Consider the following 23,904-nt stretch of genomic DNA (forward strand, 5'->3'; position numbering starts at 1 on the left):
TTGTAGTAGTTGTGGTTGTCGACGTTGTTGTAGTAGTCGAAGTTGTCGTGGTAGTTGTTGTTGTAGTTGTCGATGTTGTAGTTGTGGTGGTCGTTGTCGATGTGGTGGTAGTTGTAGCCTCCGCATCATTTACTTTGATAACACCCTTTGCCTTATCAACTAAGTAATAACCTGTTTCGGAAGCTGCATCAGCTGCCTCCTTGAGGTCCTTACCGCTTGCTGATATGATCTTGCTTCCCTTTATTGTAAAGTTCAGCTCGGAAGGAATAACAGTGTATGTCTTGTCACCGTCGATGACTTCGTCGCCATCCTCCCTGAGGGTATAATCGCCGTCCTTGAGAGCTTTGATGATCTTTGCAGTATCACCCGAGATCCACTGGATACCGATTACATTGCCTTCGCTGTCCACAACATTTGAGAAGTCCTTATCAGCCTTATTAGCCTCTGTTATCGTTGCCCAGTCGATATTGTAGTTTGTTATCTCTATATGAGCATTCTTTACTTCATTATCGCCTGTGATATCATGCTTGCTGATTGTGAACTCGTTGTTGGTATCTTCAACTACAAGCTTGCCGTTTTCATCTACGTAAGCCTTACCGTCCGTTACTGTGCTTACATTTGTTACATTGCCCTTTTCGTCAATATCGAATGTGAACTTTGTAACCGTTGTGAAGCCGTCAGGAGCTGCTGTCTCTTCGAGTGAGTAGGTTCCCTTCTTCAGACCTGTGAAGTTTACGTGGTTGCCTGTGAATTCGTATGACTTGTCCTTGGCTGTAAGTGTCTTTGATGATGCGCTTTCGCCTTCACCCATGCTTACAGTTACGTTTTCAAGTGTTGCTCCTTCGTCCTCTGCTGAGAGTACGAATGTTGCACTTCCTGCACTTGCAGGTATCTCCTCACCGCCAAGAGCCTTCTTGTCCAGTGTGAGACCTGTCTTGTCATCCTCTACTACGAGGTGACCATTTTCGTCTACGTAAGCCTTGCCGTCTGTTACTGTGCTTACATTTGTTACATTGCCCTTTTCGTCAATGTCGAATGTGAACTTTGTAACTGTTGTGAAGCCGCTGGGAGCTGCTGTCTCTTCGAGAGAATAGGTTCCCTTCTTCAGACCGATAAATCTTACATTGTTGCCCTCAAAGGTATATGAAGCATCCTTAGCTGTAAGCTTCTTGCCGCTTGTAGCTGTTCCTGTGATAACCTCAACACCTTCAAGTGTATTGCCTTCACCCTCGGGCGCGATCACGAATGTTGCATTGCCTGCGCTTGCAGGTATCTCTTCGCCGCCGAGTGCCTTCTTGTCAAGGAGTACATTGGTCTTATCGTCCTGTACCTCAACGGTCTTTCCGTCGTCCTTGATCTTTACATCGCCGTCAGTTACTGTATCAACACCTGTGACCTTGCCGTTTTCAACAGTAAATGTGAACTTGGTAACTGTTGTGAAGCCGCTTGGTGCTGCTGTCTCCTCAAGGCTGTACTTGCCGTTCTTGAGACCTGTGAAGTTTATGCTGTTGCCCTCAAAGGTGTAGGACTTTGTGCCTTCCTTGAGAGTCTCGCCTGCGGCTGTGCTTGTAGCTACTGTTACTCCGCCAAGATCGCCGTTCTTGTCCTCGGCTGTGAGAACGAACTTAGCGCTGCCTGCTTCTGCAGGGATCTCCTCTCCGCCGAGTGACTTCTTGTCAATAGTAACTGTTGACTTTGCATCCTCAACTACGAGATGACCGTTTTCATCCACGTAAGCCTTGCCGTCTGTAACTGTGCTTACATTTGTTACATTGCCCTTTTCATCAATGTCGAATGTGAACTTTGTAACTGTTGTAAATCCGTCGGGAGCTGCTGTCTCTTCGAGAGAATAGGTTCCCTTCTTCAGATATTCAAATGTTGCATTGTTGCCGTCGAACTCTGCGGAGCTTACCTTTCCGAGAGCCTCGCCTCCGTTGAGCTTAACGCCCTCGAGAGTGCTTCCTTCGCCCTCAGCTGTGAGAACAAACTTGGCTTTGCCTGCTTCCTCGGAAATAGGCTCACCGCCAAGTGCCTTCTTATCAAGCTTGATAATGGGCATATCCTCTACCTTGACGCGTGTGCCGCCGTCAACTGCTGTAACGACTCCGTCTGTAACTGCGCTTGTCTTTGTTACAAGACCGTCAGCAACAGTGAATGTAAACTCGGAAACTGTTGAGAATCCATCGGGAGAAGCTGTCTCCTTCAGTGAATACTCACCGTCCCTGAGATATTCTAACTTAGTGCTGTTGCCTTCAAAATCGAAGGTCTTTACCTTGCCGAGAGCCTCGCCGCCATTGACCTTGACGCCCTCCAGTGTAAGATCGTCGCTCTTAGCTGTGAGAGTAAAGTGTACATCGCTGCCCTTTATGATCTCTCCGCCGAGGTCGGTCTTGTCAATAAAGAGTGTGGGAGCATCTTCAACGATGATGCGTCCGTCCTCGCCTACGCTTACCTTGCCTGTTGTATCAGCAAGTGATACCTTTGCAACATTGCCCTTCTCATCAACATCGAATGTGAATGAGCTTACTACGGAATAACCGTCAGGAGCAAATGTCTCGGTAAGCTTGTATGTACCCTTCTTGAGGCCTGTAAAGGTTATATTGTTATCGCTGCAAACGATATTCTCAGCTTTGTCTGTATCCTTGAGAGCCTTTTCGCCGTTGATGCTTACACCGTTGAGTGTAGCGCCTTCGCCTGCTGCTTCAAGAGTGAACTTAGCCTGTCCTGCCTCTGCGGGGATAGTCTTTCCGCCGAGAGCCTTCTTGTCCAGAGTAACTGTACCCTGCTTTGTGTTGAGAAGAGTCTCGCTGTTTCTTGTGCTTACGATCTCGCCTGCGGCATTCATCTCAGCGATAACGCCGTCAACGATAGTAAATGTCTTTGCCTCGGCAGACTCATAGCCGGTGGGAGCATTTGTCTCCTCGAGCTTGTACTCACCGTCGAGAAGTCCCTTGAATGTTCTGGGATTCTCACTTGATGTGTTCCACTCTGCCGATTCGCCTTCCTTGAGACTGTCTGCACCCGCAACGGGCTTTACAGCCTTGGCAGCAGATGCCTTTACGAATGTGAGCTTGAGGTCTGCGCCCTCAGTTGTGCCTTCGGGAGCTGTTGAACCTGCTGCATCGAATGTCTTTGTGATATTTATCTCCGAGATGTCATCCATGATTATGAGATGTGAAGCATCGTCGGGATCAATAACAGCCCTGCCTGTTGTGGAAGCTCCTGTAACAGTGATCTTGCCGTCTGTTATGTTGAAACTGAACTCGGATTCAACCTTTGTATATCCGTTAGGTGAAGCTGTTTCCTTGAGTACATAGTCTCCGTCTGCAAGACCTGTCATGGAAGCGTCTCCGCCGCTGAAGGAATACTTTGTTCCGTCCTCAGTGAGATCTGCCATTCTGGAAGTCTTTATCTCGGGAGCGCTCATCTCGGTTCCTATAACGGTTATCTCATAGACATTGCCGTCACAGGTAACTGTGTAAGTGCCGTCGCGGAGGCCGTCCAGCTTGATGCTGCCGTCAACGACCTTTCCTGTGTACTCGTATACGTTCTGGCCTGAGGAAGCATCAGCATCATTTACCTTTACATTATTAAATGTGGGTCCGATGATCCTGAATTCCTTGCCGTCCTCTAAGCCCGTGATCTTTACGCCCTTGGAATCAAGTGTCGTACCGATGGACTTCTTTACTGTCTCTGCCAGCTCGGGAGCGGGAACTGTGATATTTCCGAGAGCCGAGCCGTCCTTGGCTGTAAGCTCGAACTCAGCACCTTCGATGATCTTGGCGCCCATATCGCCCTTGCTGATTGTTACTGTCTGCTTCTTGTTTACAATGTCTGCGAGCTTCTGAGCGCTTGCAGCGGAGATATCTCCTGTTGCTGTGAGCTTGCCCTCAGAGTCTCTTGAAACAGAGAAGGTCCTTGCCTTCTTGTCTGATGCATAGCCTGCGGGAGCGCTTACCTCTACGATGGAGTAGTCGCCCTCGGGGAGGCCTGTGAATACTACGTCAGAGCCTGTTGAGTACCACTCAAAAGCTGCTGATCTGTCACTTGCGAGATTTCTGATCTCGTTGTGTGAATTATCAAGTCTGTAAGCCTGCTGACCGTTCGCATCAGTGCTGTACGCCTTGCCGTCTGCTGTAAAGTAAGCAGAGCTGTGAGCCTTTACAGTGCTGAGGTCAGCGCCGCTTGTGCTTGTGAGTCGGAGAAGAGCACCTGCAACGGAAGTTCCCTCTGCATTTGTCTTGTTCTCCATGACAACGAAAACTTCATCTGTAAGAACGATCTGTTCTTCCTTTCCGTTAACCTTGCCATTGTCTATTCTGAACTCCATGGGCTTGATGGGCTGATAGCCGATAGGTGCGATCTCTGTGAGCTCATAGAGTCCGTCGGGAAGTCCCTCGAATTCGATGTCGAGACCGACCGTAGTCCATGTGATAGTATCTTCGCTGTAAACAGGCTTGCCGTTCACGCTGTCGTCCAGGCTTGACTTTACGCCCGAATCGAGCTTGCTTCCTTCTTCAGCAGCTGCCTTGAGCTTCAGAGTGAGCTGAGCTCCGGAGATCCTCTCCTCAGCCGATGTGAAGGAAACGTCTGAATCTGTCTCGTTCTCTACGGTAAGAGTATCCGAGAGCTTTGCGATCTTGATCTTGGAAATGATACCTTCGCCTGTATTGGCTACTGTTATCTTCTTGTTTCCTGCTGTTACGCCGTTGCCTTCATAGGAAACAGTGTAGCCCTTGGGAACATTTTCCTCGACGACGTAGTAATAGTAATTATTGCCGTCAATATCTGTCTTTGCAAGATCAATCCATGTTTCTTTCCAGCTGTTTGCCTCTTTGAGTGTCTTTGCCTCGCCGATCTTCTTTGCTGAAATTGCTTCACCGCTGATCTCTGTAACCTTGCCTCCCGCAACCGTAAAGGTAAGGTCCGTGCTTGACATACCAGATCTTCTTGTGTATGTGTACGTACCGTCTTCAAGCGTAGATGTTACTTCGTCGCCAGACTTCTTGAAAACTACCTCTGTTGAGGGCTCTGCGCCGGGAGCGCCGCCTGTAACGATACTGATGGTCTTTGCGTCTGTATCTGCCGAAAGAGTCTTTGATGCTCCGGGACCGCCCGCGCCGGGGCCGCCTGCTCCCTCACGGTAAGCCGACATTCCTGTTGCAAGACTTACTGCCCTGACAGCGTCATCAAATTTGTTTGCAACGCTGAACTCGTCAAGAACGTTCTTGAGTCCGCCCTTGCCTGCACGGTAAAGTGAGATCTGCACCTCATCTCCGCTGTGCTTTTCGTCTCCGTCGCTCCAGGATTTCTCAGCAGAAACGCTGATGGTCTTTTTTGTTGAAAGAGGATTCTTGAAGTAAGCCGCGTGAGTCTCGTTGGTAGCGTCTATCTTGTTAGCGATGACAGCACCGTTGATCTGGCCTACCTTGAAGTCACAGTCGGGAGCCAGTGCCACACCCATGGGGATAGGAGCTGAACCGCCGAAGTATACCTCTGTTCCGCCTTCCTTTGCATTGTAGAAGTTGAGAATGATATTTGTACCAACATAGCAGGTCTCTTCAGCGCCGTTGAGATCTTCGCCGTCAACGCTGTAATAATGCCATGTCGGGTTCCATGTGAAGCTTTCAGCCTGTTCGAGGTTGATATTGACGATGAGAGTCTGTTCTCCCTCGTATACACCTCCGATAAGGCCTTCTGCTGTACGCTCGCCGCCTACAAGATTGATATCCTTGACAGTGACGTTTTTGTACTTTTCGGCATCGCTTGCATTGATGCTGAGTACATTGGCGCCTTCCTTGGCAAGAGTAAGTGTTGATGTACGCTCCGGATCGAGCAGGGGATCAGGCTCGTCCCAGGGGTCACCGGCATCCCACACGAAATCGGCATATCTTTCACTGAGTTGTGCAAAGTCGTCTGATTTGATCTTGTATTCCTTCTTGAGAGCCTCAAAGTCGATGAACTTGTCACCTGCATGACCTATATAGCCGCTCGTGCCGAGCTGTGAGCTGATCCTAAGGAAAGTATCCTTTTCTCCGTTTTCATACTGATCCTTAGTACCGAAAAAAACATTTGCAGAGCTCCAACCTGTGAGCTTTGTCGGGTAAGACAGCTGCGTCCTTTTATTTGTTGACGGAGGATTAGTTGAATAATCCACGGTGTCATTAGCCCAGATCTCATAATCCTTCGGCAGCATGGCATCGTTCATATTGTTCATATTCATCGAACAGTATTCCTTGCCCGACTGCCAGTCCTTACCGTGGTCTGCCTCCTCACCCCAGGTTATGCTCTTTGTGATGACGTTGAGCATCTTGACAACATCACCCGAAGGCTTGTTCGGACTTGCGCCCGATCCTTTCTCGACAACGAGATTTGGAGTGGCGATGTTACCGTTTACATGGTTTCTTGTTATGACCTCTTCGAAGCCGAACAGGTGAAAGTCACCTGCTACTCCGAGAGGATTGTTCATGTACCACTGCGTGTCTTCGTACCTGTCAAGTACGGGGAGCCCGTCAGCAGGATGTACACTGTCTGCTACTGCCTGCAGCGGACTCAATCCCGACGGCAACGCATATGTCACAGCCAGAAGTCCTGAGGTAACGCCACTTAAAAAGCGCTTCCCCATCGGTTTTTTCATGGTCATCCCATCCTTTCCTTTTTTGTTTTTTTACAATCCCCCGTAAGTCTACCCTTCTGCTTGTTCGCAGGATGATACCATACAGTTTTTGCACTTATATTATATCATATTAGTATACTATTTGCAATATTTCAGTATTACTAAAAATGAAAAAATTTTGAACGGAAATTGTGCAACTTGTTATTAAAAGGCGACATTTCGGGGTTTTGAATGGATGTTCCACAAATTACCACAGCAGCGGTCAACTGGTTAAACCAATCTGTGTGACTCTTCGTAAAAAACTGTTCAAATTCAACTCCTAGTGATTAAACTTTTAGTATTATTTTACATGCATATAAGCGCATACACTTTTTATATTAGTTGAATGTGTACTATTATTTGAACACTTGTTGGGCTATTTCTGTAAAATGAGCTATTTACAAGTATTCCAAAAAATGGTATTATATAAGTATTGTATTATATCCTCAATAAGAGGAGTAGTAACAAGGAGGAATTTAATATTATGAAAGCTAAGTTCAACGTACGTTCCTTGGTATTGCTGGGCCTTCTGACCGCCGTTGTGGCGCTCTTCTCGCTCACACCCATAGGATCCATACCGATAGGACCGCTGTCCATAACTCTCAACATCATCCCAATAGCAATAGCTGCCATTGCCCTCGGGCCAATAGGCGGACTTATAATGGGCATAGTGTTCGGTCTTTTCAGCTTCGGCCAGTGCTTCGGCATAGGTGTACTCAGCGGAATGGGCGCAATGACACTGGAGATCAGCCCCGTGCTCACATTCATTCAGCGTGTGGTATCCCGTGCTCTTGACGGCCTCTTCGTAGGTCTCATCTTCCTTGGCCTTTCCAAGATCAAATCGACAAAGAAGCTTTCCGTCATCACCGGAATGGTTACAGGCGCAGTCTTCATCGGACTGTTCCTTTCGATCATGCTTCTCATCTGCTACGACGAGAACGGTAAGTACAAAATGTCTGACGGAATGTATAAATTCATGACATCAGGTCTCCCCGTAGCCCTTGTGCTTCTCGCTGTATTCGCAGTCGGCTTCGGACTTGCATGGTGGTTCGTAAACAAAAAGAACCTTTCAAGATTACAGCAGTCATGTGCCGTATCAGGCTTCTCGGCTGCTATACTCAATACGATATTCTTCATGTCCGCGCTGGTGCTGCTCTTCAACCACACAGCAACAGGACTTGACAACAAATACACCATCACCGTAAGCAACGGTGTTATCTCCGAAGTAAAGGACAACAGCGGCAAGGATGTGGATTTCTCCGCAGACGGCAAACGTATCCTCTTCGGCAATGATCTGGTATTCACAGTTGCGGATTCCGACGATGCACTGCCCACGACCACTGATTCCGAGGCAGTTAAATTCGCACTCAGTTCGACAAGCCTCAAAGGTGCTTCACTCAACGGAAGGACGATCAAAGGCAAGTCCGCAAAGTTCAAAGAATCCTACGCAGACCTCAGAGGTCTCAGCGACGGTAAATACACACTCAAGGTATACAAGAAGTTCAACTACATCGACAAGCTCAGAAACGGCAAGAGCATGATGCTCTTCCTGATAACTTCAGTAGGTATCAACGCACTGTTTGAAATGGTTATCTCGACAATATTCACAACTCTTATCTGTACCGCCCTTTTCAAGGCAAAGCTGATAAAGACTCCCGAAAATCTCAAGGACTGACCGCAAAAGCCTTTTCCCGGAAGGGAAAGGGCTTTTTTATAACATTTTGTGCAGAATTCTCTTCGTGGCGCACACCTTTGGTCTGCTGCCGGATTTATGCATCACGCTAAAAAACTGACAGTATATTTCACTCACCGAAGCTTATAAAAATACAATGTAGAGCTAACCGATATAAGTTTCCCATATGTCAACAAATTGCTATTTTTAGCAGATTAATACCATTTCATCCAAATCTGCATCAGATTATCGACGCAGATGCGTTGATAATACGCAAAGTATAACTGAAACATTTTATAAAATTCAATTCGAAGAATGTGAATTTTTTATCATTTTTCTCAAATTTATCAGGAACGCCATTTTTACTATTGACAGCGTTAATAATAGATGATAATATGTATATATAAATAATAAGGAGTGTCATAATGTACAACCGCGCATTCCTGTTCAACGGCATCGGTTCCAAGCCTGAAAAACTTCTTGTGAATATGCCGCCGGAACTTATGGATAAGTATGAATTTTACCTTGATTCTGCATTCGGCAGACTTGGTCTCAGCAAGGACCTTGAAAAGAACAGCTCCTATGACGGGAGAGTCGCGGAATGGATAATCTCCCTGATCTGCGACAGAGTGGTCTTCGAGCACTACATAAGCAAGGGGATAATCCCGGATATAGGCGCAGGCTACAGCTCCGGCATAGTCAGCATAAGCGGCTGCTTCGGCTGTGTCCCCCACGAATTCGCCCATGACATCATCATGATGAACCGCGCTACCATGCGCTGTCTCGATGAACAGGGCGAAGAACTGGATATGGGCATAGTCATAGGCTTCTCCTATAACGACATAGAGGAGCTCCTCTCCGCAAGATTTTCTCCCGATGTGCTCGTTATCGGTAGCGGCAATTCAAAATTCCACGTGATGCTCAGCGGCCGTACAGAGGCCGTTGCGGAGGCTCTTGACCTCTGCCAGAGGGAAGGCGCCCTCAAGGTGTTCAGCTTCGGCACGGGAGTTGCCTACCATCACCCTATAATGGAAAAATATTCGCGGGAATACGTTGATTTCTGTGCTTCCACAGAGTACCGTGCTCCCGATTATCCCATGCTTTCAATATTTGACAGAGAAATAATGACCACCGGGCAGCAGGTAATGAGAGAAAATCAGCTGAATGTTTATACTCCCATACGCTGGGATCTGGCTCTTAAAAAGCTTGAGGAGCTTGGCGTGACCGAGTTCTTTGACGTGAGCCCCAACGGCGCGGTGAGCAAATTCTCGCGCGTAAACAGGAAATGTAAGATTTACACTCTCGAAGATGTGTGAATCTGCATATATAGCATACCCAAAAATGAAAGGGAAAAAATAGAATTTGGAGGTTTTATTTATGAGAGAGATTACAGAAGAGATCAGACAGGAGATCAAGGATATGATCTTCGACTACTACGCAGAGGAGTGCGAAGTAGAAAAGGACGAAATCACTATGGACACAAATCCCCAGGAGGATCTGGGCAGCGATTCACTTATGTTCGTCGAGCTCATCGAAATGACAGCTGACAAGTATGACCTCGATATCAAGCTCCAGAGCATCGGCAAGTATATGCTCAAGGCTCCCATGGACACTATGAGTGATGTCGTTGAGATGTTCTGCAAGATATATCAGTACGGCAACGATATCGTTAATCAGTAAAAGAGACAGGAATGCTTAGATCAAAACTGTCTGAGCTTCACGCAGAGGATAATATAGCCGTACTTACCATCGACAACGGTCCCAAGAACCTGCTTACCGCCCCGGAATTCATTGACCGCAGAGAGTTCCTCAGCTGGCTGGACCATAATCCTCAGGTGGGGGCTCTTGTCATTACAGGCCAAGGCAGACATTTCTCCCACGGCGCAGACGTTTCACTTTTCGGCGAAGGAAGCGTCACGGAGCTGTCGGAAAAGCTCGAAAGCGCAAGGGAGCTTCTGCGTACCATTGAAAGACTGCCGATAATAACCGCTGCCGCAATAAACGGAGGCTGCTTCGGCGGAGGACTGGAGATCGCACTGAGCTGCCAGTTCAGGATAGCTTCTCCCTCTGCTTTTCTCGGACTTCCCGAGATAATGCACGGCGTGGTCCCGGGTATGGGCGGTATGGAAAGACTTTACAGGCTCCTGGGAAAGGAAAAAGCTCTCGGCATGATACTCCGCGGCGAGATGATAGGCGCTAAAACAGCGTTAGAGATGGGACTCGTCACAAAGCTCAGCGAGAACAAAAACTCCTTCGATGAGACCATAGCCTTCGTAAAGGAGCTTCTCAGCGGCAAATCACTCACTCAGATACACGCAATTATCGACACCGTAAACCTTGCCGAAGAGGGCGCTGCGGATCCCTCAAAGGGCAAATTCGAAGCGGCACTGGCGGAGACGTCGAAAAAATGAAAAAAAGCACTTTTGATCTGACGGTAAGGGGATATGAACTTGATTCATTCGGTCATGTGAACAATGCGGTATACCTTCAGTACGCAGAGTCGGCTCTGTGGAACTTCCTGAGGGTGAACGGACTTCTGGAGATACTCACAGCCGAGGGACTCTTCCCGGTCATACTTGAAAGCCGTCAGAGATATATACATGAGCTGAAAATGTTCGACGAGGTAAAGATAGATACGGAAGTATCCTGCACCTGCGGCGTTGTCAGCTACAAGCACATAATAAGAAATAAAAATACAGGTCTTGTATCATGCAGGATCTCGGGCAAGCTCGCCTATGTCAACAGCGAACGCATTATTTGCGACATTCCTGACAGGGTAAGAGAGTGCCTGGAAGGGGAAAAAAATGACCATAACGAAAAATGACATAACTGCTGAAGTCAGCCATATAGGTTCGCTTTACGAGCTCCTCGGCCAAAGGGAACAGATTGACGATACCTGCTTGCTTCTCATCCGTGCGGATGAGAGCACCGTACTCGGCGCTGACGAAACCGAAAAGTCCGAAGTGAGAGAATATCTTGCTCGGGCGTCTTTTATGTCAGCTGTCGTCAGCGAAGACAACGACCGCAGTGAGCTCTCGGAGGCCGCCGATATGGTGATAACGCCTCAGGAAGCGGAAGACTTTGCGGAAAAACTCTTCAAAGACAAGACAAAAAAGCAGATACAGGAAATAAACTCCTGCTTCACTGCGGCAAGAACAGCTCCTGCGGAGGAGGTCCTCGGCACAGAGTCGAGAGCATTCTACCGCCTTATGTCAGAGAAGAACGGAGGACAGCTCCGATGAACGAAAATAACGGTATGATACTTGAGGAACAGGACGGAGTCCTCATACTCTCAATGAATATGCCGGGGAATAACCTTATGACAGCGGATTTCTTCAGGGAATACGAAGCCGTTATGGCGGAGATCGAAGAAAAAGCCGCAAAGAAAAGCTGCAAAGGGCTCATAATAAAGGGCGCAGGCCGTCACTTCAGCGTCGGCGCCGACGTTGAGGCACTTTCCGAGCGCTCGGCAAACGAAACATACGATGACGCCACGGGCATACTTCCCGAAGGCCACATCAGGCAAAAGCATTACTTCACTTTCCTGCGTCAGCTGCCGTTCCCGGTGATCAGCGTAGTAACGGGCTTCTGTATAGGCTCTGGAAGTGAGATCGCGGTAAACAGCCATTACAGGATAATCGAAAAGAATGCAAGAGCAGGTCAGCCCGAATCCACCTTTGGCATACTCCCCGCACTGGGAGGCGTTGCAAGGACCATCGAGATCTGCGGCATGAAAAACGCCTATACCCTCGTTATGTCGGGAGAGCTCTTCTCAGCCGACACAGCATACGAGCTGGGCTGGGCGGACATATACACCGAAAAGAAGCAGGGCGTTCCCGAGGCTATGGCGCTTATAGGCTATATCTCCGAAAACTTCGGAGACTTTGAGCCTTCGCGGTACAGAGAGTACATAAGCTCCTACAAAAAGGACAAGGGGGCGCAGGCATGAAGATAGGAATAGTCGGCTACGGAAAAATGGGAAAGGACATCTTTTCCCTCTTCTTCGACAAGCTCCATGACGCAGAGTTCGTTGTTGCAGACCTCTCGGGAGCTGAAGAAAACACCGCAGCTGTAATGAAAAGTCTGGGAAAGAGCCTCAAAAGAAAAAAAATAACCGAAGAGCAGTACGAATTCAAAAAGGATTCCTTCCTCTTTACGGACGACATCTCCGCACTCAGCGGCTGCGACGCCGTAATAGAAGCTGTATTCGAGGATATGGCCGCAAAAAAGGAACTCTTCGCAAAGGCAGCCGCCGCAGTCTCTGAGGACTGCCTGCTGCTTACAAATACATCATCGCTGGATATAGCTTCAGTATTCGCAGATATACCTCACAGGGAGCGCTGCTTCGGTATGCACTTCTTCTACCCTGTGAAGCTCACGGGCTTCGTGGAGCTGAATGTGCTCCCCGAGACCTCACAGAGCAATACCGGAAAAGCTTCAAAGCTGGCAGAGGCCGCAGGCAAAAAGTCCATAGTCTTTTCCGGCGAATACCACATATACTTGAATCAGATACTTGCCTGCACAGTATCACACGCCATATATCTCCGCGACCGCTTCGGAGCTTCGGTCACCGAACTGGGCGGAGCTCTTGAGGAGCTATTCCCCGTGGCAGGTCCCTTCGAGGTGCTGGACAGCGTGGGACTGGGACTTATGGCAGGAAGCCCTGACAGCTTTCGCATCGAACGCAACAAAGGCCTTCTCGGCTACGGCTTTGAGAAGATGAAGGGCTGGCTCTCGGAGGGCTGCCCGAGGGAGACCATGAACTTCCTTGACTTCATGGCGGAGCGCGATAACAAAGCAGGCGCCGACTGCGGCAAAGCTGCGCTTTATATGGCAGCGCTCATACTGAATGAAACAGTCAATGCCGCTTCGGAATACAGCGGCGATAAAGCAGTCCTGAAGGAAGCGGTGCAGGATACTCTCGGACTTGCCGGGACACTGTCCGACTGCTGTGAAAAATACGGCATCGAAGCACTCTTTGCTGCTCTTGACGAGCTTTACGCGGATACGGGCTTCGGTTCCTATGTACATCAGGATAAAAGCATATGGGAAATGCTTTTAGGTTAAACAATATACAGGAGATATGAGTAGATTATGAAAAAAGTTGTTATCACAGGCATCGGTGCCGTAACCTCCATAGGAAACACCGCCGCCGATTACTGGGAGGGTCTCATTTCTGGAAAATGCGGGATGAGAACCATCACAAGGATTCCCCTTGACGGCCACGATACCACAGTTGCCGCCGAGGTCGACGATTCATTTGAGACAGAAACATCAAAATACTGGAAAAAGCGTCAGCTTAATGCTGCCACTACCACTACAAGAATGGGACTTGCTTCCGCAGGCGAGGCTATTGCCGACTGCGGTATCGACACCGAAAGCTGCGACGGCTCAAGGGTTGGCGTCATCTACGGCGTCATAGATAATTCCTATGAGGATTATGAGCTCGACAAGCCCCTCAACATCACATTAAAGAAGATGCCCAACGAGCTCCCTGCCCTGGTATCCATAAGATACGGCTTTACGGGACCTGCCTTCAATGTAAGCACAGCCTGTGCTTCATCTGCGTATGCTATCGCTCTCGGAAAGCAGTTCATCGAATCGGGACTCTGCGATATGGTAATCGCAGGCGGTATCTCAAACACAGTAACACACCTTGTAATAAGCGGATTCAATCAGCTTCTTGCAATGTCGGTAAATCCCGATCCCGAAACAGCAGCCCGTCCCTTCACAAAAGACCGCGACGGCTTCATCATGGGCGAGGGCGGCGGTACGGTCGTTCTCGAATCGGAGGAGTCCGCAAAGGCAAGAGGCGCTAAGATATACTGTGAGCTGGCAGGCGCTGCAATGTGCGGCGAAGCATATAACCTTACAGCTCCCAAGACCAACGGCACAGGTATGGCAGAATCCATGAGAAAAGCTCTGGACAACGCAGGAATATCCCCCGATGCTGTTGACTACATCAATGCACACGGCACATCCACAGGTCTCAATGATCTTTACGAGACAATGGCTGTGAAAGAGGTCTTCGGCAAGAGAGCATACGACATCCCCATGTCATCTGTCAAGGCTTCCATCGGTCATACTCTCGGCGCAGGCGGAGCTCTTGAGGCCATCGCCTGCATCAAAGCAATAGAAACGGGCATAGTGCCTCCAACCATACACTATGATACACCCGATCCCGAGCTTGACCTCAACTATGTCCCCAACAAGCCGCAGGAGCACAAGGTAGATGTTGCAATATCCAATTCCTTCGGATTCGGAGGACACAATGCAACTCTTGTACTCAGAAGATACGAGGACTGATAAGCTCATATACTGCCTGTACAGACGGTACGCAAAAACCATAACTGAAAGGATAAATAAAGGATATGCCTATCGCACAGATGAAAACAAACTATCAATTCAGCTCTGCTGCCGACCGCACCTCATTTCTCGACGCGGCCGCAAAGGAGTTGTCTGATATACTGAAAAAGCCCCTGCCTGCTGTCATGGTAATGCTCGATGACTGTGCAATGTATATGAATTCCTCGGAGGATACCGTATTCTTCGCCGAATTCCGTTATATACTGCCTCAGGAGTATGCCGGCGACAAGGCTCCCTTCCTCAAGGAGCTTGCAGACAGAATGCTCAGACTTATTCAACATCACACCAAGGTCAATCCGTACCGCATCTATATGCAGTTCACCGAAATGACACGTGAAGGTGCTTGGCGGTATACGGGCTGACTACACGACGAAAGGACACGATAATTATGAAATGGGCAATCAGAGACCTTCTCAATCCGGTAGCAACACGCTCTCTCCTCTACGGTGCAGATCCCTTTGATCTGGAGTACATCCTCAAGAAGATCGACAATGTTAAAGTCAAGAGCGGCAAACAGATCCAGGCCGTATGGCTCGACGAATGGCATAAAAAGCTCAGCCGCTATGATGAGCTCCGCGACAAAGCGGAAAAGGAAGGAAATTTAATATCAGCAAGAGCATACGCAAAGCTTTCCGCTCAGTGCCATTATGCCTGCTTTATGATAAATATAGAAGACGTTGAACACAAAAGAGAGATATACAAAGGTCTCGAAGAAAGCTACAGACGCTATATAAAGCTCTGCAAAAATAAGATACAGTATGTGGAGATAGACACAAAATACGGCAAGCTCCCCGCATACATACACTACCCCGATTCGGGCAGAAAAAAGGATTATCCCGTGGTTATCACCTATTCCGGCATCGGAAGCTGCAAGGAAGAGCTGGAAATGCTGGCTGCTCCTCTCAATAAAAGAGGTATAGCGGTAATAACTCCCGATATGCCCGGTGCAGGAGGAGCAATAATCCATAACAATATCAAATGCGGCGGCAAGCAGCTGGAAGCTGCTTTCGACGGTATATACAAATTCATCGACAGCACCGACAAGCTCAGCAGCACAGAAGTGGGCAACTTCGGCCTCTGCATGGGCGGCGGCTATGCCTTCCGCTCCACTGTAAAGCGCAAGAAGGCAAAGGTATGCGTAAGCCTCTTCCCCCTCCTCATGAACTTCGCCGATCAGGACAATATACCTGTATGGATGAAGCGCGGCAAGTGGAGCTCATACCAGTACAGCGAGGACTACCTTGAGGGTATGAAAAAGCTGGAGGAAGGCACACACAAGACAGACTTCCTTATGGTATACAGCAGCGATGACAACTGGATGACTCCCGAAGCCTCACAGAGACTTCTCGATAAGGCTAAGGGCTATAAGGAATGCATACATATAGAAGATAAACCTGCATATGTCTCGGAAGAGACCATAATGCACGCAATGCCCGTGGGCGAGCAGTACCACTGGGTAAAGCACATAGCAGCGGATTTCATCGCTACAAGACTTAAAAGGGGAAAATAAAGGTGTCAAAGAAGTTTTTTGATTACTACAGCAGATACGCTCAGGAAACGCCTGACAAGGTTCTACTGAGGATCGATGAGAACGAGCTCACCTACGGCGATTTTATGAAAAAGACCGCAGTTCTGGGCTCTGCATTGAAAAAACAAGGCATAGCCGAAAATGACAAAGTCGGCATATGTATGCCAAACAGTATAGAGTGGTTCCTGGTATTCTGGTCGGCAGTAAGAATTGGCGCACAACCTGTTCCGATGGATCCCCAGAGCGGCTCCCTTGAGCTGTCAAAGCTCATACCGGCAACTACATCAAAGGTGCTTTTCGTAACAGAAAAATACAGAAACAACAACATTATCGCAGCAGTCAGCGACCTTATCCCTTCAAAGATCACTCTTGACAAGGTGATATGCTTCGCTGATGACAGTGTTATCCCTCAGGACAGCTGCTACATCTCGGCAGACAGGTTCATGGCAGAGTACGGCAGCGATCAGTGCGAGATATACGCCCCCGACTATCTCCACACAATGTCTCTCGCCTGCACTTCAGGCAGCACTGGCACACCGAAGATACTTTCCGTACCTTCGGGAGGCTTCCTTGCCGCACAGGAGGATATGGGCGACTATCTGGAATTCAGATCCGATGACGTAATGATGCTGGGCATGACGCTCTATCATCAGGGCGGCTTCGGCATGGGACAGCAGATGGTCCTCAAGGGCGGTACGGTAATGTATCAGCCTCAGTTCAACCCTGTAACATTCCTCGAAACAGTACAGAAGTACAGGATAAGCGTTATCCAGCTCACCTCAACACTGGCAAAGGTGCTTCTCTCAACTCCCGACTTTGACAAGTATGACCTTTCAAGCGTCCGTATAAGCTACTGGGCAGGAGAAGTCCTTCCCAAGGAGATAGCAGATATATTCGTTGAGAAGCTGGGTATCCGTGTAGTAAACGTTATCGGCTCGTCCGAGACCTGCACAATGGTAGTATGGGACTCAGCAAGAGATGCAGGCACGGATCCAAGCGATTTCCGCAAGCTCAGCTTTACAGATTACCGCGTTATCGACGAGAACAAAAACGACGTTCCCGAAGGTGAAGTCGGCGAGCTCTGCGTATACACAGACGGCGTTATCACTGAATATTTCGGCAACCCCGAGCTCTCCGCAGAGAAGATACTCACAGACGAGCAGGGACGCCGCTGGTTCTGCACAGGCGACCTCGTAAACAAACTTCCTGACGGTATAGTACGTTTCGCAGGCAGAAGCAAGCGTATAATCAAGCGCGGCGGCAATCTCGTTCACGCTGAAGAAGTTGAAGCTTGTCTCCTTACTCACCCCAAGATAGCAGCTGCGGCAGTCACCGATGAGCCGCACCCCGTTATCGGACAGCAGATAGTTGCCTACATACAGCCCAAGGGCGATGAAAAGGTGACACGAGGCGAGCTGGCACGCTATTTCGACGGAAAGCTCTCTGCATACAAGGTGCCCGACAAGGTGGTCCTCGTTGAAGAGATACCCAAGGATATAGGGAAGATACAGTTCAAATACCTCAGGAAAAAGGAGTATAAATAATAATGAATAATCTTGATTTTGAAGAGTTTAAAAAGGCTATTTCGGATTATGTGGGCGTAGACACTGAAGAGATAAATGAGAATACAGATGTTTACGATGACCTTTATCTCGATTCGCTGGGACTTTTCGGCCTCGGCTCGGAGATAACCGATATATTCGGCCTTACTGTTCCTCTTTCGCTGGTCGCTTCTATCAGCAAGGTCGGTGAGATATTCGACCTGCTCAACGAAAAGGGCATACCCGCTGAGGACTGACATGGTATTATTCTTTCTCCCTCATGCAGGGGGCTCAGCCAAGAGCTACAGCGCCTTCAAGCGCTTTCTGCCCAAGGAACTTACCGTAGTGCCTATGGAGCTCTCGGGGCGTTTTACGCGCTACTCTGAGCCGCTCCTTGACACTGTGGAGGACTGCGTTTCAGACCTCATAGAAAAGCATTCAGAGCATTTCAGAGGAAGCTACGCACTTTTCGGCCACAGTATGGGAACAGTTCTCGTCACGGAGCTTGTGAAGCAGGCAAGGGAGAAGGGGCTTGAAATGCCTGTGCATATTTTCCTTTCGGGAAAAAATCCTCCCGATGATGATGTCAACTGCTTCGAGAACGTACTGAACGCGACGGATGATGAAATAGTATCGTTTTTTTCGGCAAATGCACTTTCGTCATCAGCCGCCGTACAGGATGAAGGACTGGTGCGTATGCTCAACCGCATACTCTGCACTGATGTGCGTATGGCAGAGCGCTACAGCGTATCCCCTGCTGACGTGAAGTTCCCCTGTGATATTACAGTGATATACGGCACAGAGGATCCCCTCATGCAGAAAGTGGATATGAGCAGCTGGAGGAGATACACCGACGGCAGTTATGAGATCTACCGCTTCTCAGGCGGACATTTCTACTATCAGCAGCACAGGGAAGAGGTCTGCGGAATCATAAAAGAGAAACTGAATTTGTAAGGACGGACAGTATCCGTCCTTTTTGTTTTCGGTACAAACAAAGCTCGTATGCGTTACCGGAACGCACAAAGAAACGCCATGGTACTTCTGACCATCATATCAGAAGCACTATGGCGTATATCTTTTATATCAGCGCTGTTCCTGTACAGTGCCTTTTATTACCAAGCCCATTCAACGTCAGTGATATAATCCTTGACGTCATCATATACTCTTGCTGTATTGCTTGTGACCTGAGTAACAACATATCCGCTGTAGTCATATGTCTTTACTACGCAGCGGTATTCAGTAAAGTAACGGATAAGATAGTGCAGGTCGCAGCGTCCGCCATACATTTTGCCGTCGCATGACGAATTATTGTGGGTATCACTTCTCTTGACAGTTAAAGTAGGCTTATAGCAATTTGCACTTACCCACTGACCATTGACATACTTCTGCCACTCATAGCCGTATGTTCCTGTTCCGCCAATTACTGATACTGAAAGAGAAGCTGTATCGCTGTATGAATTTGAAGTTACTGTAGTAGGCTGCTTTGTAAATCTGAGGATCTGATCATGTACAGTTACCTTTTCGCTGGTAACCTTGTCGTTGTATCCGTCATAAACGTTACAGTAGTATTCGCCTTTCTCGGTTGCATTGATGGAAGCTGTCTTATAGGGCATGATATATCCGTCGTGGATCCATTCGTATCTGTAAGGAGCCTGTCCGCCGGCAGCCTGTACCGAAATATTATAGCTTCCGCCTGCTGAATAGATATTGCCGCTTCTTGTAGTATATGTGATCCTCAGGAAATCCTCCGTAAGAGTTGCAGCTCTGCTCTTTAATGTTCTGCCCTTGCTGTCTGTTATTATGCACTGATACTTGCCGGGAGTGGTAACATTTATCATAGTCTTATTATGAGCAAGAGGCAGAACAGTACCGTCAAGTGTCCAGTCATAGGTATAGGGAGCAGTACCGCCTGTTACGCCTATATAGAGCTGACGTGAGAAATGCCTCTTTATAACAGCTTCATCCTGCGGCTGTCTTGTTATAGTGAACTTATTTACAACAGTTGCTTTGCCTGTGGTGAATGTAGTTGTCCTTGTAATATTTTTGCCGTCTGCATTTTTAGTGTTCACTGTCACAATGACCTTGCAATAATAAGTACCTGTTGATTTTGCAGCATAGCTTGATGATGTTGCTCCGGAAATAGCGCTGTCGTTCTTATACCACTGATATCTGATCCTTGGATTGCTGCCTGTGATCTTGCCTGACTGCACTACTTTCATAGTGACGCTTCCTCCGCTGGGAAGCTCGGGATCATAAGAATCCAGCCCGAAATACAACGATTTTCTTACACCAACTGAATATGTTGTACTTGCAGCAACACGGGACTCGGCATATGCCGGTACAGCACCTGCGGCACTGAAAAGAAGAACTGCACTTGATAATAAGCTGATGACCTTTTTTGATATTGCTTTCATAATAATACAACCTCCATTAAAATAATATACTGTTTTTTTATTAGTTTTGTCCGGCGCCTGAACAATACTGTCGTTTGGTATGGTCTTATTCTATCACGCTTTGACAGACTTTTTAAGATGTCATATGTCATTTCTCCGGTGACATATGTAATTTGATGAGCTACATATGTCATGGAGGCCGGTATTACGCAAAAAGCTCCTGCTTTGATGCAGGAGCTTCAACATGGATAATATATAATTTGCGGAATGTTATTGCTTTCCGCGGAAGTCTTCTTATGCGGCAGAGCTCAGCTCACAGCAGCCTTCTTTACGGCTGTGCCTATGGAAGCACCGCTGTATCTGATCCTGCGGACCAGAAGAGTAAGAGTCACAAATGCTGCGATGAAAGCAAGCTGCATAGCATAGCACTGGAATATCTTATCCTTATCAAATGCCTCGATATCGGCAATCATATTATTTGCCCTGATGTACCAGTATGCAGGCATGAATCTCGCCACGGAAAGAACTCCGTCGCTGAGTACATCCATGGGAATGAATATACCGCAGAAGAAGCTCATTCCCAGTCCCGTTATCTGAGTGATAAGGCTGAGCACGTTATCCTTGGGATCAAAGCTTGCAATGAATACTGCCATTGCAGCCACGATAACAGAGAATATCAAGCTGTTGAGCACCGCATACCACGCCCTGCCGGTATACATCTCCTCATTGAGCACTGCACCCACCGCGATAAGCAGCAGCCATACCGCAAGCACAAAGAGTCCGCTGCCGATGAAAAGCTGGGCTGTGTACTTTGAATTCTTTATGCAGGAGCAGTTGGTGCGGTAGCGTATATCCTTCTTGTTCATAGTCACCAGTACCTGACAAACAACTGCTAATATTACCGATATGAGCACATAGGGCATATACTGGAAATATCCTGCGAAATCCACACTGTAATGCGAATTTCCGCCCTTGTCGACTCTCAGCATATTCACCTCTGTCTGTACCGACAGAGCTTCCTCCGCAAGAGCTATTGCCTCGTCTGACGTCTTGCCCATGGCAAGGTAAGCCTTTATCGAGCTTGTATACTCGTTCAGGAACTGACCGATATATACCGTCGAAAAGCACTCATCCAGGTGGTAATTTCCGAAAAGGTCTGCCGTTTCCCCTGCCTTCAGCTTTTCCGCATAGCCCTCATTGATTATAAGGGCATAATTCAGTTTCTTATAGTAAAGAGCGTCGATGATCTTGTCCTTGTCGTCCTCTATCTCAACTATATCATTATTTTTTCCGAGGTACTCCGTAAGAGCGCGGCTCTCGGGAGTATCATCGTGATCGAACACGCTTATTTCCATTCTGCTCGCCTTGAACTGATTGTCCTTGGATGAAGCATTGGTGACCAGAACAGAGATCGTAACAAATACGATAATATAGACCATCGCAGAGGGAAGCCTCTTTTTCACGATCTTGAACATTGCCTTAAACACTTGCATATTTCTTCCTCCTTGAAGATATAAAGCCCAGGAATATGAATATCACGGTTATTACCGCAATATTTATGAGCTTGGATATAAATCGTCCGTAATCCTCGTAGATATTGAGACAGTAGAAGCAGTCCGATATGAGTGCCGCAGGATTTATATTATTGAACCAGGGCATCTTCTCAGCTATGAAGAGCTTCATATTTGCCATCATAAGACCGCTGCAGAAGCACATCAGCATGGCTGCAGACGTAACGATCGCTGTCTTTGCCTTTTCTCCCACGCGGGCAAGAGAGCCGACGAAGAAGCCAAAGGATACTCCCAGGATACCGCCCAGTATAGCCGCAGGATATACCAGCAACAGTCTGTCGCCGAAGTCCACCTTCAGTATAAAGGCAACAAAGGAGACACAGAGTATCATGCAGAATGTCTGCATAATGAAGCTTCCTGCAAGACAGGCAAGTATGCTGACTGATTTATGTGCGGGAGAGCAGTTGTTCCTTGCGCCCAGTGCCGAAAGATCTGCCTGATTCTGTATAGTGATGTGAACTCCCGTATTGCAGCCGAACAGTGCCACCATAGCGATGAGGTTGTAGAAATACTGGATATACAGATCGGGATTGCCCTGAGTAACGGGAATATCCCTGCATGAGGATTCCGTATTCTCCGTAAGTGCCGCTATGACCTCCTGAGCCTTTTCGGGAGAAGTCTTTATAGCATCGGAGATTATCCTTTCACGGACTGTAAACTGCTCCGTGAAGAATTTGAGCATGGTCTCGCGGAGTCCCTTCTCCTTTACTGTAAGGCTCAGTTCATCCCCTGAAAAGATTATTCCCTCCACCTCACCGTCGTCAAGGAGCTTTTCCGCTTTTTCCCTGGTGACGAAGCTTGCCTTCAGGAAGGGCTCCTCAGAGCTCTCTATGCTGTTTATGACCTGTCTGAAGGCCTCGTTCTCATTCTCCTCAACTATGGCTACGGGAATGCTGCTGAATTTTTCCGTTTTGTCGTATATGCTGCCGAAGGCTATCTTGAAGCATATGCCGAGGGCTATGGGAAAGAGTATGAGCCATATCATAAGGTCCTTTGTACGCAGACCGTTTTTCAGCTCATATTTAAGTATATGCAGGAACATGGTCAATCCTCCTTGTCTCTGAGAGCCTTGCCCGTTATCTCAAGGAATACGTCATTAAGTGTAGGCAGCTCTGTGTAAACTCTGCCGAATCCAAGCTCATGCTTATGGAGCACATCGAGAACTCTTGTGAGGTTATGCTTGCCGCCGGAGCAGCTGAGCACGAGCCTGCCGTCCACGTAGTCTGCGTCATATATATGAGGCAGACCCGCTACCTCGCCCAGAACCTTTCCGGGCAGCTCAAGTATCTCTATGGTTATGGTCTCTGTATTCTTTATCATGCGTTTGAGCTCGTCCTTGGTGCCCTCAGCGACCTTTCTGCCCTTGTCCATGATAGCTATGCGGGTGCATATCTGCTCAACCTCTTCCATATAGTGGGAGGTGTATATAACCGTAGCGCCGTTCCTGTTGAGCTCCTGTATACCCTCGAGTATCCTGTTTCTGCTCTGGGGATCAACTGCCACAGTAGGCTCGTCAAGGATTATGAGCTTCGGCTTATGGGCAATACCGCAGGCGATGTTCAGTCTGCGGAGAAGTCCGCCCGAGAGCTTCTTGGGATAGAATTTACGGAAATCCTCAAGCCCAACGAACTTTATAGCCTCCTCGACGTACTGTCTGCGCTTTGCCTTGTCGCTGATGTAGAGGCCGCAGAAGTAGTCTATATTCTCGTACACGGTAAGCTCATCGAATACCGCAACGTTCTGCATGATAACGCCTATCTCCTTTTTGATGTCATAGCTGACGGGAGTCATTTTCTTTCCGAATATCTCTATATCACCCTTGTCAAAGGAAAGAAGCGAGAGCAGACAGTTTATGGTAGTGGTCTTGCCCGAGCCGTTAGGTCCGAGAAGTCCGAATATCTCTCCGTCCTTTATCTCAAGCTCGAAATGATCCAGCGCAATAAGATCGCCGTAGCGCTTTACCAGGTCTTTGATCCTTACAACTGTATTTTCCATATTGATGTCCTCCTTGTGTTTTTCACTGTCCTTATTATACCTTACGGAAAAGACTTTTTGTAGTGTCCACAGTCAGTTTCTCATATGACATTTGTCACATTTCAACCCGCGGAATGTCACTTGCAAATACTGCGTCTTCATGTTATAATATATGTTATGACGGCTATAATGTCGGGTAATGTT

The 23,904-nt window shown here is 48.0% G+C and carries 19 protein-coding genes; 14 read left to right on the plus strand and 5 right to left on the minus strand.

Translation table 11 applies throughout. From position 1 onward, the window contains the following. Positions 1-6,637: SpaA isopeptide-forming pilin-related protein (locus RF007C_RS03865; RefSeq protein WP_161634869.1), on the minus strand; the 6,637-nt coding region annotated here is incomplete at its 3' end. Between the two features lie 502 nt (positions 6,638-7,139). Between RF007C_RS03865 and RF007C_RS16890 the strand changes: the two genes are divergently transcribed. From RF007C_RS16890 to RF007C_RS03940, 14 genes are all read left to right on the plus strand, one after another. Continuing rightward, positions 7,140-8,330 carry an ECF transporter S component gene (locus RF007C_RS16890; protein ID WP_082316684.1) on the plus strand — a complete coding sequence of 397 codons (1,191 nt, stop codon included), beginning with the start codon at positions 7,140-7,142 and terminating at the stop codon, positions 8,328-8,330. 422 nt (positions 8,331-8,752) lie between these two features. Continuing rightward, positions 8,753-9,643, plus strand: coding sequence for a malonyl CoA-ACP transacylase (locus RF007C_RS03880; protein WP_037297430.1), 891 nt, complete (start codon positions 8,753-8,755; stop codon positions 9,641-9,643). A 61-nt stretch (positions 9,644-9,704) separates the two neighbouring features. Next, positions 9,705-10,007, plus strand: coding sequence for an acyl carrier protein (locus tag RF007C_RS03885; RefSeq protein ID WP_019678946.1), 303 nt, complete (start codon positions 9,705-9,707; stop codon positions 10,005-10,007). A gap of 11 nt (positions 10,008-10,018) precedes the next feature. Then, entirely contained in the window at positions 10,019-10,738 is a 720-nt protein-coding gene (locus tag RF007C_RS03890; RefSeq protein WP_037297431.1) for an enoyl-CoA hydratase/isomerase family protein, read from the plus strand. Continuing rightward, positions 10,735-11,151, plus strand: a complete 417-nt coding sequence (locus tag RF007C_RS03895; RefSeq protein WP_037297433.1) for an acyl-CoA thioesterase — start codon at positions 10,735-10,737, stop codon at positions 11,149-11,151. Before RF007C_RS03890 ends, RF007C_RS03895 begins: the two co-directional genes overlap by 4 nt. Continuing rightward, complete coding sequence (locus RF007C_RS03900) at positions 11,132-11,569, plus strand: hypothetical protein (RefSeq protein ID WP_037297434.1); 438 nt, start codon at positions 11,132-11,134, stop codon at positions 11,567-11,569. Before RF007C_RS03895 ends, RF007C_RS03900 begins: the two co-directional genes overlap by 20 nt. After that, positions 11,566-12,276, plus strand: a complete 711-nt coding sequence (locus RF007C_RS03905; RefSeq protein ID WP_019678942.1) for an enoyl-CoA hydratase/isomerase family protein — start codon at positions 11,566-11,568, stop codon at positions 12,274-12,276. Before RF007C_RS03900 ends, RF007C_RS03905 begins: the two co-directional genes overlap by 4 nt. Beyond that, positions 12,273-13,394 (plus strand): 3-hydroxyacyl-CoA dehydrogenase family protein, encoded by a 1,122-nt coding sequence (locus RF007C_RS03910; RefSeq protein WP_037297436.1) that lies wholly within the window; start codon positions 12,273-12,275, stop codon positions 13,392-13,394. The genes RF007C_RS03905 and RF007C_RS03910 overlap by 4 nt, the downstream gene beginning before the upstream one ends. Positions 13,395-13,421: 27 nt before the next feature. Further along, positions 13,422-14,633 carry a beta-ketoacyl-[acyl-carrier-protein] synthase family protein gene (locus RF007C_RS03915; protein WP_037297437.1) on the plus strand — a complete coding sequence of 404 codons (1,212 nt, stop codon included), beginning with the start codon at positions 13,422-13,424 and terminating at the stop codon, positions 14,631-14,633. 65 nt (positions 14,634-14,698) lie between these two features. Next, a complete protein-coding gene (locus tag RF007C_RS03920) occupies positions 14,699-15,055 on the plus strand; it encodes a hypothetical protein (RefSeq protein WP_037297438.1) in 357 nt (118 codons plus the stop codon). Between the two features lie 26 nt (positions 15,056-15,081). Then, on the plus strand, positions 15,082-16,203 hold the full coding sequence (locus tag RF007C_RS03925) for an alpha/beta hydrolase (protein WP_037297444.1): 1,122 nt from the start codon (positions 15,082-15,084) through the stop codon (positions 16,201-16,203). A 2-nt stretch (positions 16,204-16,205) separates the two neighbouring features. After that, a complete protein-coding gene (locus tag RF007C_RS03930) occupies positions 16,206-17,765 on the plus strand; it encodes a class I adenylate-forming enzyme family protein (protein ID WP_037297446.1) in 1,560 nt (519 codons plus the stop codon). A gap of 2 nt (positions 17,766-17,767) precedes the next feature. Continuing rightward, positions 17,768-18,019 carry an acyl carrier protein gene (locus tag RF007C_RS03935; protein WP_019678936.1) on the plus strand — a complete coding sequence of 84 codons (252 nt, stop codon included), beginning with the start codon at positions 17,768-17,770 and terminating at the stop codon, positions 18,017-18,019. Position 18,020: 1 nt separating this feature from the next. Then, positions 18,021-18,716 (plus strand): thioesterase II family protein, encoded by a 696-nt coding sequence (locus tag RF007C_RS03940; protein WP_019678935.1) that lies wholly within the window; start codon positions 18,021-18,023, stop codon positions 18,714-18,716. A 158-nt stretch (positions 18,717-18,874) separates the two neighbouring features. Here the strand turns inward: RF007C_RS03940 and RF007C_RS03945 are convergent, their stop codons facing one another. The 4 genes from RF007C_RS03945 to RF007C_RS03960 all read right to left on the minus strand — a co-directional run bounded on the left by RF007C_RS03945 (position 18,875) and on the right by RF007C_RS03960 (position 23,721). Continuing rightward, entirely contained in the window at positions 18,875-20,176 is a 1,302-nt protein-coding gene (locus tag RF007C_RS03945) for a hypothetical protein (RefSeq protein ID WP_037297448.1), read from the minus strand. A 287-nt stretch (positions 20,177-20,463) separates the two neighbouring features. Next, positions 20,464-21,648, minus strand: coding sequence for an ABC transporter permease (locus RF007C_RS03950; RefSeq protein ID WP_037297450.1), 1,185 nt, complete (start codon positions 21,646-21,648; stop codon positions 20,464-20,466). Beyond that, positions 21,635-22,768, minus strand: a complete 1,134-nt coding sequence (locus tag RF007C_RS03955) for an ABC transporter permease (protein ID WP_037297453.1) — start codon at positions 22,766-22,768, stop codon at positions 21,635-21,637. Before RF007C_RS03955 ends, RF007C_RS03950 begins: the two co-directional genes overlap by 14 nt. Positions 22,769-22,770: 2 nt before the next feature. Beyond that, positions 22,771-23,721, minus strand: coding sequence for an ABC transporter ATP-binding protein (locus tag RF007C_RS03960; protein WP_037297456.1), 951 nt, complete (start codon positions 23,719-23,721; stop codon positions 22,771-22,773). Positions 23,722-23,904: the final 183 nt, after the last annotated feature.

The sequence above is a fragment of the Ruminococcus flavefaciens 007c genome, from assembly GCF_000571935.1.
Lineage (GTDB): Bacteria > Bacillota > Clostridia > Oscillospirales > Ruminococcaceae > Ruminococcus > Ruminococcus flavefaciens_F.